This window comes from Actinospica durhamensis (assembly GCF_018139695.1).
In the GTDB taxonomy this organism is placed as follows: domain Bacteria; phylum Actinomycetota; class Actinomycetes; order Streptomycetales; family Catenulisporaceae; genus Actinospica; species Actinospica durhamensis.
On record NZ_JAGSOG010000267.1, the window covers coordinates 1 to 11736 of the forward strand.

The window sequence follows — 11736 nt, forward strand, 5'->3', positions numbered from 1 at the left end:
GGGGACGGGGACGGGGATCGGCCCCTGAACGGCGGTATCGGGAGCGGCGGTATCGGGAACGCGGAGCGCGACGCCCTGTCCGCGCAGCTGCTGCAGTCGGTGGTGGACGTGGCCCGGGCGATCTTCGGGGCGCAGGCCAGCTCGGTGTTCCTGCTCGACGAGGCCAACGACGAGCTGATCTTCCAGGCGGTCTCCGGCCAGGGCGAGGAGTTCCTGGTCGGGCGGCGCTTCTCGGCCACCACCGGGATCGCCGGCTGGGTGGCGCTGTCCGGCGAGCCGATGATCGTCGACGACCTGAACACCAACTCCTCGTTCGCCCGCAACGTGGCCGAGTCCACCCAGTACGTCCCGCAGGCGCTGATGGCCGCCCCGCTGCTGCACGGCGAGCACGTCCTCGGCGTACTCGAGGTGCTCGACCCGGCGCCCCAGTCCCGCTCCGACCTCGGCGACCTCGACCTGCTCGCCCTCTTCGCCCGGCAGGCGGCGGTGGCGCTGCGCGTGGTGCTCAGCCGCCGCGCCTACGGCCACGCCGCCGGCCTCGACCCCGAGGGCCGCTCCACCGCGCTGCACCTCGTGGCCAGCCTGCAGCAGCTGCTGCTCACCACGACCGCACCGGAGGCCGTCTGAATCCGTCGGCGCCCTCCGGTGCGTGCCAGTGCCCGTACTTCAGTGTTCGATCCACGCCTCAGGCCTCGACCTCGCTGCCGTCGCCGGCCCAGAGCGTGTGGAAGCTGCCGGGCCGGTCCACCCGCTGGTAGGTGTGCGCCCCGAAGTCGTCGCGCAGGCCCTGGATCAGGGCGGCGGGCAGGCGCGGGCGGCGCAGCGCGTCGAGGTAGGCCAACGAGGAGGAGAACGTCGGCGTCGGGATGCCCGCGCGCACCGCGGTGGTGATCACCCGGCGCCAGCTGTCCGCGCCCGCCGCCACCGCGTCCGCGAAGTACGGCGCCACCAGCAGGGACTCGAGCGCGTCGTTCTCCGCGTAGGCCTCCCGGATGCGGTCCAGGAAGCGGGCCCGGATGATGCAGCCGCCGCGCCAGATGGTGGCCATCGCACCGCGGTCGATGTCCCAGCCGTACTCCTCGCTGCCCGCCTGGATGTGGTCGAAGCCCTGCGCGTAGGCGACGATCTTCGAGGCGTACAGCGCGTTGCGCACGTCCTCGACGAACTGCTTCGGGTCCTGCACCACGCCGGTCGGCTCGGCGTCCGCGGCCCGCCCGTGGTAGACCCGCTGGGCCGCGGCACGCTGGTCGGTATGGCCGGACAGGGACCGGGCGAAGGTGGCCTCGGCGATGCCGGTGATCGGGATGCCGAGGTCGAGCGCGCTCTGCACGGTCCAGCGGCCGGTGCCCTTCTGCTCGGCCCGGTCGGCCACGACGTCGATGAACGGCTTGCCGGTGGCGGCGTCGGTGTGCGCGAGCACGTTCGCGGTGATCTCGATCAGGAAGGACTCCAGCTCGCCCCCGTTCCACTCCCGGAAGATCTCCGCGATCTGCGCCGGGCTCGCGCCCAGGCCGGAGCGCAGCAGGTCGTAGGACTCGGCGATCAGCTGCATGTCCGCGTACTCGATGCCGTTGTGCACCATCTTCACGAAGTGCCCCGCGCCGTCCGGCCCGACGTGCACCGCGCACGGCGTGCCGTCCACCTGCGCGGCGATCGTCTCGAAGATCGGCCCGAGGGTGCGGTAGGCCTCCACCGAGCCGCCCGGCATGATGCTCGGCCCGTTCAGCGCGCCCTCCTCGCCGCCGGACACGCCCGTGCCGACGAAGTGCAGCCCCTTGGCCGCGAGGTCCTTCTCGCGCCGGATCGTGTCGGTGAAGTGCGTGTTCCCGCAGTCGATGACGATGTCCCCGGGCTCGAGCAGCCCGGTGAGCTCCGCGATCACCTCGTCGGTGGCCGCGCCCGCCTTGACCATCACGATCACGGCCCGCGGCCGGCTGAGCGAGTCCACGAACTCCCGCATCGACTCGCTCGGCACGAAGTCCCCCTCGTCCCCGTGCTCGGCCACCAGGCTCCGGGTACGCCCCACGCTGCGGTTGTGCAGCGCCACCCGGTAGCCGTGCCGAGCGAGATTGCGGGCCAGGTTGCGCCCCATCACCGACAGCCCGGTGACTCCGATCTGGGCGCGCGCGCCGTCCTGCTCGCTCATCGTCGTACCTCTCCGTGTCCGTGTGCCCGCGTGTCCGCGTCTCGCCTGGGTCTCGGCCGGGTCTCGCCTGGTCCGATCTAGGTCGACGCCTATTACCCGGCGTCGGCGTCGTCCATACCGGGGGCGAGGTGGGCGATACGCCATCCGCGTGCCCGCGTGCTCACTGCCAAGCGGAGTTGCGGCTGGGCGTGAACGGCCCGAAGGGGCCGTCGTGCCCGCCGGTGGAGTCCGAGAAGACGTAGTCCGGCTCCGATCCGGCCACCGCAGCGTGCAGCTGGGTGAGTAGCCGAGGCAGTCGCGCCACGGCCGCTCAGACGGCTGCCACCTGCCGCGCGAAGTAGGATTTCGCGGCGCGCAGTGCGTCGGTGTCGGCGCGGATGTCGCCCGGTCGGTTGCCATGGCCGATCAGTGCGCCGCCCCAGTTCATCCCCATGTACTCGGCCGTGTTGCGCAGTGTGCCGATCAACGGGTCGACCTTCGAGTCGTCGTCCCGGTGGCTGGTGACCGTGACCCCCCACAGCGTGCCGCCCGCCATCCTCGACCGGAAGCCGACCTCGGGCAGATGCAGCCAGGCCGACCAGTAGTCCAGATACAGCTTCGTGTCCGCGGAAACCGCGTACCAGTACAGCGGGGAGACGATCACCAGATCAGTGGCCTCGACGGTGGCCTCGAGCAGCAGCTGCTCGTCGCCGACGGGCGGCTGAAAGGAGTGACCGCCGAGATGGCGACGGTCCTCGAAACGCGGCAGGGGCAGATCGTGCAGCCGCAGCCAGCGCTGCGTAGTCCCAGGGGCAAGCTGCTGCGCGGCCTCGCGCGCCAGTATCTCGGCATTTCCGTCGAGCCGGTGGCTGCCGAGCAGAAACAGGAAGGATCATTCTTCAAGATCGGTCACGTGGAGCCGCAACACTCGGCGCTGCCAGTCTCTTCCCAGCCACCTCGGGAGCCCCACGCAAGGCCGCACCTTGGCGCGGCGACGCGGCTACGAGGCGTCAGCGCTTTCCGATCCTCTGGCAGTACATAATCAGATTCTTGATACTAAAAACGGTCATTCGGTGACGCAATGACAACGCAAGCGGCCCGCTCTATGCTCTCTGACGTGCTCTATTACAACGGGGAGTGGATCGGCGGGGCGACGTACTCGGGCCCCGGAGGGTTCGGCGCGGAAGCCTCGTATCCGTTCGCGGTGCTCAGGCTCGAGGACGGGACGGTGACGCTTCGGCTGCGAGGGCTTGGTCGGCTGATGCGCAAGACGGTGCTGGAGTGCCCGGTCGGCTCTCTGGAGCTCGCCTTCCCGTGCCACCGAATTCTCAGCCAGGGCGTCGGCCTGCGTGCGGCCAGGGGCGCCGAGGTGTACTTCTGGACGTCCCAGGGTGATGAGATTCTGCGCGAGCTCAAGCGGCTCGGCACCCCGATGGACGCGCAGTCGCACCGGGCGCGGCTGGTGCCGTGACACGCGGTCCGGATCCACCACAGAGGTCTGCGGTCGCGGTGGATCCGGACCCGGGTCGGTTCGGCGGCCCAGGTCAGCTTCCTGGCGGGGACGGCGAAGTAGCCGAAGGTGTCGATGATCAGGTCGGTGCTGCCGGACGAGGTGTTGTCGACGTACGCTGAGAAGCCTGAGAGTGAAGTCAGGCTTGGTGACGCCGGCCCCAAGCGGTGATCATGCCGGGGGACAGGTCGGCGAGCGCGGGCGAGGCGAGGTAGTCGAGGGCCTGCTCGAGCTCGCCCGGCTCCAGGTCGCCGCCGGCCAGTAGGGCCTCGCGCATGCTGAGCCAGGTGGTCTTCCAGAACGCGGTGATGGGGGCATCGACCGTCAGCGGCGGCAGCAGGACCTCGGCGCCAACCTCGGCGAGGCCGAGATCGTGCAGCAGCCGCGGGTAGCGGGTGACCCAGGTGACGTCGGTTCCGATCCGCGCGCGCAGCGCCTGCCACATGGCCGCCATGGTCCGCCGGTACGCGGCGTGCGGGGAGTCGGCCGTGGCCAGGTCGAGGGCGTCGCCGACCACCAGCCACCCTCCGGGCGCCACCCACTCGGCCAGGCGCGCGAGCACCTGCGCGTGCTGGGGCAGGTGCATGAGCACGAAGCGGCAGTGCACGAGGTCGAACCGGCCGGGCTCGAGCGACGGGTCGGTGATGTCGGCGGTCATCGTGCGCAGCCGCCCGCCCGGGCGGGCCTGGACAAACCGCGGATCGCGGTCGACGGCCAGCACCTCGTCCACACCGACCTCGTCGGCGAGCCAGCGGCTGATCGTCCCGGTGCCCGCGCCCACGTCGAGACAGCGCCAGCCCGGGCCGACCCCCAGGGCGCGCAGCCGAGCCCGGCTCACCTCGTCGTACGCGAGGGCGCCGTAGTCGATCCGCTCGTCCTCCCCGGAGTGGCCGGGGTCGAACAGGTCTTCGCCGTAGCCTCCGTGTGTCGGCGTCGGCGCCGGCCGAGCGCCGCCGTCCCGAGCGCCGGGGGCCGCCGATGATCCGTCCACGGGGATTCCTTCCCACCGAGTCGTGAAACGTACGATGTCCTTTCATAGCCTGGCCGGGGGCAGGATGAGGGGACATACTCGCCGGTGTCGGCGTGGTGGCGTCGGCGCTTCCCCTTGGCGGCGCGGTCATGCGCCCCGGCTCTGGAGTGGCATATGCCCCGGTACCGTTGGGATGGAGAGCACCTCGGCATCGATCGGCTCTACGCCGAGATCGGCCCCGACCGCGACGCCGTCACCGGCCACGCGGTCTACCACGCCCTGCGCGACGAGGCGGACGTGGCCACGTTCATGGCGCACCACGTGTTTGCCGTCTGGGACTTCATGTCCCTGCTCAAATGCCTCCAGCGCGACCTGACGTGCGTGCAGGTGCCTTGGGTGCCGCGAGGAACGGCGGCCGCGCGGCGCCTGATCAATGAGATCGTCCTGGTGGAGGAGAGCGACGAACTCGGCGCGGAGTTCACCAGCCACTTCGAGCTCTACCTCACCGGGATGCGCGAGGCCGGCGCCGAGACCGGGCCGATCGAGGCGCTGCTCGAGGCGCTCGCGGCGGGCACCGAGGTTCCGGCTGCCCTGGAGAAGGCGGCCGTCCCGGCCCCCGCGCGCGAATTCGTCGCCACCACCTGGGAGATCATCGAGGCGGCTCCGCTGCACTGCCGGGCGGCGGCCTTCGCCTTCGGCCGCGAGGACCTGATCCCCGAGATGTTCGACCGGGTCATCGCCATCGACGCCGGGGCCGGACGGCTGACCGCGTTCCGCGACTACCTCGCCCGGCACATCGAGGTCGACGGCGAGCAGCACACCCCGATGGCGATGCGCATGCTCGCGGAGATCTGCGGCGACGACGACGCGAAGTGGGCCGCGTGCGCGGCGACCGTACGTCAGGCGCTGCGGGCGCGGGTCCGGCTCTGGGACGGCATCCTGGCCGCCCTGCCGTCCGCAGCCGTGCGCTGATCGCCTACCTGGTGCTGCGTCAACTGGTACCGCGTCACCCCACGCCGCGTCACTTCTCCTCGAGCGCGTCGCGCAGGACGCGGGCGTGGGCCGGGCGGTTGGTGATCAGCACGTCGACCCGCGGGTCCTTCAGAAATCGCTTGATCAGATCGTCCCGGTCCACCGTCCACAGCATCGTGCCGACGTCGTGGGCGGCGCACTGGCGCAGGACTCCGGCGTAGACGAGCCGGTAGTCGAGGGCGGCCCAGTGCGCGCCGCAGGCCTGCAGGCGCCGGACCGGGAACATCTCGCTCAGCCGGGCGGCGACGCGGCGGTGCGGCGGCAGGCCGTCGAGGTCCCGGCCGAGCGAGAGAGCGGTGCGCACGTCGGGGAACTCGCGGCGGATCCGGGCGATCGAGGCGTCCTCGAGTGTGGTGACGACGAAGCCGTCCGCGCCGAAGGCCTCGAGCGCGACCTCGACCACCTGCGACTCGTAGCCGGCCTCCTTCAGGTCGAGGTGGCCCGCGACCTTCCCGGCGAGCACCCACATCGCGTCCGCCGCGCGGGGCACCGGGGAGCCGACGTGCTCGCACAACTCGCCATAGGTCAGTTCGGCGACCGCGGGGCCGTGCGGTCCGCAGCGCTCGTCGTGGTACGCCACGAGCACGCCGTCACGGGTCCGGCGGATGTCGATCTCGACGAAGTCCGCCCCGCTCGCGGCCGCCGTGCGGTACGCGTCGTAGGTCTCCGGGACCTCGTCGCGCGTCCCGACGCGGTGCGCGGAGATCGCCGTCCGAGCCATCGTCACCTTCCGCCGGCACCGCCACACGCGTCCGGCGTCGAGATTATCAGCGGCCCACCGTCCATCGGTTGCCAACACGCGTGCCGCGCCCGGCCGACTCGTACCACAGTACGAGTCGGGCCGGTGAATTCCGACTCGGGTACCGCCAAAACGGGCTCACCCGGCACATAGCGTGGCGGGGGGCCGCCGTCTCGGGCTGCGGCTCGCCCGAAAAACTCTGGAGGACTTCGCTATGGCCGGTCTCGCGCGGTGGTGCTTTCGCCACCGCTTCGTCGTCTTGGTGTCGTGGATCGTCGGCCTGATCGTGCTCGTCGGCCTCGGCAGCGTGTGGGGCACGAACTACGCCAACAGCTTCTCGCTGCCCGGCACGCCCTCGACGCAGGGGCTGCAACTGCTCCAGACCAAGGCCTCGTCGCAGTCCGGCGACCAGGATCAGCTGGTGTGGAAGACCAGCACGGGCACGGTGCGTGACGCCGCGGTCGAGCAGCGTATGGCCGCGACCATGGCCGCGATCGCCAAGATGCCCGAGATCGCGTCGGTGACCAGCCCGTACTCCGCCGCGGGAGCGCAGCAGATCAGCAAGGACGGCACGACCGCGTACGCCGTGGTCGCGTTCACCCAGCAGGCGAACAAGCTGCAGGACGCCGACGTGAAGAACGTCGTGACGACCGCCGACGCCGCCGCCACCTCCTCGCTGAAGGTCGCGATGACCGGCAGCGCGGTGGACCAGGTGAACCAGACCGCGGCCTCCTCCAGCGAGGGCATCGGCGTGCTGGCCGCGGCCGCGGTGCTGTTCCTGGCCTTCGGCTCGCTGTTCGCGATGGTCCTGCCGATCCTGACCGCGATCTTCGGCCTCGGCGCCGGCATCACCGTGGTGGACCTGCTCACCCACGTCTTCTCCATCGGCTCGCTCGCCCCGACGCTCTCCGCCCTGATCGGCCTCGGCGTCGGCATCGACTACGCCGTGTTCATCGTCACCCGGCACCGGCGCAACCTGATGCGCGGCCTGAGCCCGGAGGAGTCCGTCGCCCTCGCCCTGAACACCTCGGGCCGGGCGGTGCTGTTCGCCGGAGGCACGGTCTGCATAGCACTGCTGGGCATGCTGGTGCTCGGCATCTCCTTCCTCAACGGCGTGGCGATCGCCTCGGCGCTGACCGTGGTGTGCACGGTGCTCTCCTCGATCACGCTGCTGCCCGCGCTGCTCGGCATCCTCAACATGAAGGTGCTCTCGCGCCGCCAGCGCCGCCGCCTGGTCGAGCGCGGCCCCGAGCCCGCCGAGGCGACCGGCTTCTGGGCCGCGTGGGCCCGCGTGGTGGAGAAGCGCTCGAAGATCCTGGCGCTCGCCGCGGTCGTGGTCATGGGGCTGCTGGTGGTGCCGGTGCACTCCATCTTCCTCGGCCACTCCGACGACGGCACCAGCCCGACCACCTCCACCAGCCGTCAGGCGTATGACATGCTGGCCGACGGATTCGGCGCGGGCTTCAACGGCCCGCTGCAGATCGTGGTGCAGGCCGGCTCCGGCGGTATGGACAGTGCGCAGTACGACAAGCTGGCCACGGCCCTGAAGGGTGCCTCCGACGTCGGACTGGTCGAGGCCGCTCCGCTCAAGCCCGGTGCGCAGATCGGCATCATGGAGGTCTACCCGATCTCCTCGCCGGACTCGAAGCAGACCAGTGCGCTGATCGGCACGCTGCGCGGCAGCGTGATCCCGCAGGCCACCTCGGGCACCTCGATGACCGTCTACGTGACCGGCTCCACGGCGATCTTCTACGACTTCGCCCACGTGCTCGACAGCAAGCTGCCCGAGTTCATCGGCGTGATCGTGGTGCTCGGATTCCTGCTGCTCCTGCTGGCCTTCCGCAGCCTGGCGATCCCGCTGACCGCCGCGGTGATGAACCTGCTCGGCGCCGGCGCCGCGTTCGGCCTGCTGACCGCGGTGTTCGAGTGGGGCTGGGGGCTGAACCTGCTCGGACTCGGCAGTTCGGGACCGATCGAGGCCTTCCTGCCGGTGATGATGCTCTCGATCCTGTTCGGCCTTTCGATGGACTATCAGGTCTTCCTGGTCTCCCGCATGCACGAGGAGTGGACGCACACGCACGACACGCGCCGCGCGGTGCGGATCGGGCAGGCCGAGACCGGCCGGGTGATCTCGGCCGCCGCGACGATCATGATCTGCGTGTTCATGGCCTTCGTCTTCGGCGGGCAGCGGGTCATCGCCGAGTTCGGCATCGGCCTCGCCTCGGCGGTCGCGATCGACGCGTTCATCATCCGCACCGTGCTGGTGCCCTCGGCGATGCAGCTGCTGGGCAAGGCCAACTGGTGGATCCCGGCCTGGCTGGACCGCGTCATGCCGCACGTGACGGTCGACCCGCCGGAATCGGCGCAGGCGCACCGGTCGGACGCTCCGGCGCTCGAGGACGCGGGCGTGTCGAGCTGAGCCGTGTCGAGCTGAACTGACGTCAGCCACAGGGACCCCTCCCGCACCCGCGAAGTACGCTGTCTGACAACGTCGGACGCGATGGGTGGGGGATGGGGTCTCGTGGCGCAGCAGTTGATCGGTGGTCGGTACCGGCTGCTCGACCTCATCGCCACGGGAGGGTTCGGCGAGGTCTGGCGGGCGCGCGACGAGCGCCTGCGCGCGCTGGTCGCGATCAAGCGGATCAGGATCGGCTCGTACGTCTCGGCGGCGGAGCGGGCCGAGCTGATCGCCCGGGCGGAGCGGGAGGCGCGCCACGCCGCGGCGCTACGTCAGGAGCCGAACGTGGTGGCCGTGTACGACGTGGTCACCGAGGACGGCCTGCCGTGGGTGGTGATGCGCCTGGTCGAGGGCGGTTCGCTGGCCGAGGAGCTGCGCCGGCGCACCCGGCTGGAGCCGGAGCGCGCCTTCGAGATCGCGCTCGGTGTGCTCGCCGCCCTCGGCGCCGCGCACCGGAACGGGATCGTGCACCGGGACGTGAAGCCGGCCAACATCATGCTGGCCGCCGACGGGCAGGTGCTGCTGGCCGACTTCGGCATCGCCAAGCACCGCGACGACACCTCGCTCACCTCCACCGGCATGGTCGTCGGCTCGATCGAGTACATGGCCCCGGAGCGCTTCGGCGCGGCCCCGAACGCGGACGGCCCGGCCGGGGACCTGTTCTCGCTCGGCGCGACGCTGTTCGAGACGGTCGAGGGGATTTCGCCGTTCCGCCGCACGTCGGTGACGGCGACTATGGCGGCGGTCGCCTTCGAGCCGCACCCGCCGTTGCGGCACGCGGGCCCGCTGGCCGCGCTGATCCAGCGGCTGCTGGTGAAGAACCCTGCCGAGCGCCCCGGCGTCGGTGAGGCCATCCGGATACTCAGAGGTCTGTCGGCGCAGCCCACCGTGGTCGCGGAGCAGCAGTGGGAGTCCATCGACGTGGGCGTCGCCGCAGGCGGAGATGACGAGTACGACGTCATCCTCGAATCGGCCGGGACCAAGAAGATCCAGGTCATCAAGGTCATTCGGGAGCTGACGCCGCTCGGCCTGAAGGAATCCAAGAACCTGGTGGACGCGGCGCCCAAGCTCGTCCTGGCGGCCGTCGACACCCGCGTCGCGACCAGGGCCGTGGCCGCGCTCAACGCCGTCGGCGCCACGGCGAGCCTGCGTCCGGCCGGGCGCGCGTGGGGACTCGATCCGAGGACCTCGGTGGACGTCGTCCTGGAAACGGCCGGGAGCAAGAAGATCCAGGTCATCATGGTTATTCGGGAGCTGACGTCGCTGGGGCTGAAGGAGGCCAAGGATCTGGCGGACGGGGCGCCCAGGCTGGTGCTTGAGGGCGTGGCCCCCAACGTCGCGGCGGGGGCAGTGAGCGCGCTCCAGGCGGTGGGCGCGACCGTGAGCGTCCGCACGGGTCGGCGCGGATAGTCCCGAACCCTTGCAAATTAGGTAAGCCTTACCTAGGTTCTCTTCTCGTGGACGTTCTTCCTCCCGTCGCCCGCGACGAAGCCCTGTGCGTATGCGGCCCGCGCGCCGCCGTGGCACCGGCCGACGGGGTGCCGCCCGTCTTCCTGCGGCTGCTGCTGGCCGGAGCGCTCGAACCGGTCGAGTACGCGGAACTGTTGGTGCAGTACCGCGCGATCTACGCGGCGCTGGACCGGGCTGCCGAGGCGTACGCGGCCGACGACCCACTGCCACGCTGGCTGCGGGCCGGGATCCGGGCGGGGCTCGAGGATCTGGAGGCGGACCTCGCGGTGCTGCTCGGCGCGCGCTGGTCCGAAGCCGAGGTGATGCCCGCCACCTGCGCCTACGTCGACCAGGCCGGTGCGGCGGCGGCCAGCGTCGAGGGCCTGGTGGCCCATCACCTGGTGCGCTACGGCGCCGACCGGCTCGGTGCGGGCCACATCCGGCTGGCCTTGGGCGACGCGTACGGTCCGCTGGCCGGGCGCCTCGCCTTCCACGGCTTTCGCGGCTTTCGCGGCGCCGCGTGGTCCGGTGGCGGTGAGCCGGCGGGCTGGACGCACGAGCAGTGCGAGCGCGTCGCGGCCGAGGCAGCGCTGGCCAGTGCGTGCGACCGTGCACTCCTCGACGCACTCGGTGACGCGCTCGCCAGGCGCTGACTCTGTCGAGCGCCTGATCAAAACCCTTGCTCACTGCGTGCGGGCACCGCTTGCTGCTGCGTCACGTCGAGCACGGGAGTAGCAGGGACGTCGGCAGCCTCGTCGCTACATACAGGCGCCGCGTGGAGCTCGATCCAGGCGTCCATCCGGAGCCACTCCGCGCGCAGCCACTCCTCCCGTGCCGACGCATCCTGCGGGATCGCGTCGAGTGGGACGGTCCACCAGGTCGCCTCCACCGGGGAGGTCAGCGGCACGGCGTCCCAGGTCTCGCGCACGGACTCGATCCGGTCGAGGCCGGTGTGCGCGACGAACGCGACCTGCGTGCCGGGCGGAGCCGCGTCGATCGCGGCGAACAGGCCGGAACTGTGCGGCGGCAGCACGTGCTCGAGTTCGCGAGCCCGACGCAACAGGGTTCCACGCCGTGCGCGGAGGCGTTCGATCAGCCGCCTGCGACGTGCGGCCGTGAACTTGCGGCCCTCGGGAAAGATGACCAGCGCCTCGTGCGGCCCGAGGCCGGCCACGATCCGGGCGATCCGCTCGGGTACGTGCCGCCGCTCCGCCTCGTCGATCCCGACGAAGCAGTTCTCGGTGCGGTGCAACAGGATGTCGATGAACGGATCGAGCGTCAGCAGTCGGCTGAGAACCACCCGCGGCCCGCGCCCGGCGAACGCCAGCAGTCCGTAGACCAGCAGGAAGGAATCGCCCGGCCCGGCGTGCCGGCTGGCGATGATCAGCGGCCCGCGCGGAAGCTCGGGAGCGGGGGCTGTCTCTTATACCCATCTCCGAGCCCCCGAGCCTAA

Annotated in this window: 12 protein-coding genes and 1 pseudogene; 7 read left to right on the forward strand and 6 right to left on the reverse strand. The window is 71.0% G+C overall.

Annotation, left to right across the window (positions count from 1 at the left end; genetic code table 11):
• Window positions 1-24 precede the first annotated feature (24 nt).
• Entirely contained in the window at window positions 25-627 is a 603-nt protein-coding gene (locus KDL01_RS33320) for a GAF domain-containing protein (RefSeq protein ID WP_368861699.1), read from the forward strand.
• Window positions 628-685: 58 nt separating this feature from the next.
• On the opposite strand, the gene gnd is transcribed toward KDL01_RS33320, so the two are convergent.
• From gnd to KDL01_RS33335, 3 genes are all read right to left on the reverse strand, one after another.
• Window positions 686-2146 carry an NADP-dependent phosphogluconate dehydrogenase gene (gene gnd / locus KDL01_RS33325; protein WP_212532667.1) on the reverse strand — a complete coding sequence of 487 codons (1461 nt, stop codon included), beginning with the start codon at window positions 2144-2146 and terminating at the stop codon, window positions 686-688.
• Window positions 2147-2306: 160 nt separating this feature from the next.
• Window positions 2307-2450 (reverse strand): hypothetical protein, encoded by a 144-nt coding sequence (locus KDL01_RS33330; protein WP_212532668.1) that lies wholly within the window; start codon window positions 2448-2450, stop codon window positions 2307-2309.
• A gap of 6 nt (window positions 2451-2456) precedes the next feature.
• Window positions 2457-2969 carry a flavodoxin family protein gene (locus KDL01_RS33335; RefSeq protein WP_307846732.1) on the reverse strand — a complete coding sequence of 171 codons (513 nt, stop codon included), beginning with the start codon at window positions 2967-2969 and terminating at the stop codon, window positions 2457-2459.
• On the opposite strand from KDL01_RS33335, the gene KDL01_RS44000 reads away from it, so the two are divergent.
• Together KDL01_RS44000 and KDL01_RS33340 are read left to right on the forward strand one after the other, a co-directional pair.
• Window positions 2868-3167 carry a hypothetical protein gene (locus KDL01_RS44000; protein ID WP_246577355.1) on the forward strand — a complete coding sequence of 100 codons (300 nt, stop codon included), beginning with the start codon at window positions 2868-2870 and terminating at the stop codon, window positions 3165-3167. The genes KDL01_RS33335 and KDL01_RS44000 overlap by 102 nt on opposite strands.
• 75 nt (window positions 3168-3242) lie before the next feature.
• Window positions 3243-3596, forward strand: a complete 354-nt coding sequence (locus KDL01_RS33340; RefSeq protein WP_212532669.1) for a hypothetical protein — start codon at window positions 3243-3245, stop codon at window positions 3594-3596.
• A gap of 178 nt (window positions 3597-3774) precedes the next feature.
• Here the strand turns inward: KDL01_RS33340 and KDL01_RS33345 are convergent, their stop codons facing one another.
• Complete coding sequence (locus KDL01_RS33345; protein WP_212532670.1) at window positions 3775-4626, reverse strand: class I SAM-dependent methyltransferase; 852 nt, start codon at window positions 4624-4626, stop codon at window positions 3775-3777.
• Between the two features lie 153 nt (window positions 4627-4779).
• Between KDL01_RS33345 and KDL01_RS33350 the strand changes: the two genes are divergently transcribed.
• Window positions 4780-5577: a DUF3050 domain-containing protein gene (locus KDL01_RS33350; protein ID WP_212532671.1), complete on the forward strand. Its 798-nt coding sequence runs from the start codon at window positions 4780-4782 to the stop codon at window positions 5575-5577.
• Between the two features lie 49 nt (window positions 5578-5626).
• Here KDL01_RS33350 and KDL01_RS33355 read toward each other — a convergent pair whose 3' ends face one another.
• Entirely contained in the window at window positions 5627-6358 is a 732-nt protein-coding gene (locus KDL01_RS33355) for a glycerophosphodiester phosphodiesterase (protein WP_212532672.1), read from the reverse strand.
• Between the two features lie 232 nt (window positions 6359-6590).
• Here KDL01_RS33355 and KDL01_RS33360 point away from each other — a divergent pair, with 232 nt between their 5' ends.
• From KDL01_RS33360 to KDL01_RS33370, 3 genes are all read left to right on the forward strand, one after another.
• Window positions 6591-8795, forward strand: a complete 2205-nt coding sequence (locus KDL01_RS33360) for an MMPL family transporter (RefSeq protein ID WP_212532673.1) — start codon at window positions 6591-6593, stop codon at window positions 8793-8795.
• A gap of 102 nt (window positions 8796-8897) precedes the next feature.
• Window positions 8898-10244, forward strand: a complete 1347-nt coding sequence (locus KDL01_RS33365; RefSeq protein WP_212532674.1) for a ribosomal protein L7/L12 — start codon at window positions 8898-8900, stop codon at window positions 10242-10244.
• Window positions 10245-10291: 47 nt separating this feature from the next.
• The gene (locus KDL01_RS33370; RefSeq protein ID WP_212532675.1) at window positions 10292-10936 is read left to right on the forward strand and encodes a biliverdin-producing heme oxygenase; all 645 of its coding nucleotides are present in this window, start codon (window positions 10292-10294) and stop codon (window positions 10934-10936) included.
• 17 nt (window positions 10937-10953) lie between these two features.
• Here KDL01_RS33370 and KDL01_RS33375 read toward each other — a convergent pair.
• Window positions 10954-11673, reverse strand: a pseudogene (locus KDL01_RS33375) (lysophospholipid acyltransferase family protein); the annotation flags it as partial.
• Between the last annotated feature and the right edge of the window lie 63 nt (window positions 11674-11736).